This window comes from Streptomyces sp. NRRL WC-3626 (genome assembly GCF_000718785.1).
In the GTDB taxonomy this organism is placed as follows: Bacteria; Actinomycetota; Actinomycetes; order Streptomycetales; family Streptomycetaceae; genus Streptomyces; species Streptomyces edwardsiae.
Window position 1 is genome coordinate 1 of sequence record NZ_JOCA01000059.1, and the last position, 439, is coordinate 439.

The window sequence follows — 439 nt, forward strand, 5'->3', positions numbered from 1 at the left end:
GCCGATCCCGGCGATCTCGTCCTCGGCCTGGAAGGTCCGCACACCGAAGTTCTTGTGCCGGCTCAGCTCGTGCAGGATGTCCGACGCCGGCGTGATCGGATAGGAACCCAGATACAGCGGCAGATCCGCCTGTTGGGCGGCCGCGATCAGCCCGTACGACAGGGCCAGATTCCCGGAGATGTTCCGGTAGGTCCCCGCCGGGAACGCCGCCGGGGCCACCTCGTAGGAGACCGCGAAGTCCTCCGTCGTCTCACCGAAGTTGAAACCGGCACGGAACGCGGCGATGTTGGCCGCCGCGATCTCCGGCTTCCTGGCGAACTTCGTCTTCAGCCACCGCTCGGTGCCCTCGGTGGGGCGGTGGTACATCCACGACAGGAGTCCGAGCGCGAACATGTTCTTGCTGCGCTCGGCCTCCTTGCGGGTGAGGTCGAATTCCTTG

1 protein-coding gene is annotated in these 439 nt (G+C 66.1%); it reads right to left on the minus strand.

Annotated elements, in window-relative coordinates; translation table 11 throughout:
- A partial coding sequence (locus IF28_RS0135790) for a 2-oxoacid:acceptor oxidoreductase family protein (protein WP_030229615.1) occupies positions 1-439 on the minus strand: 439 nt, incomplete at both ends.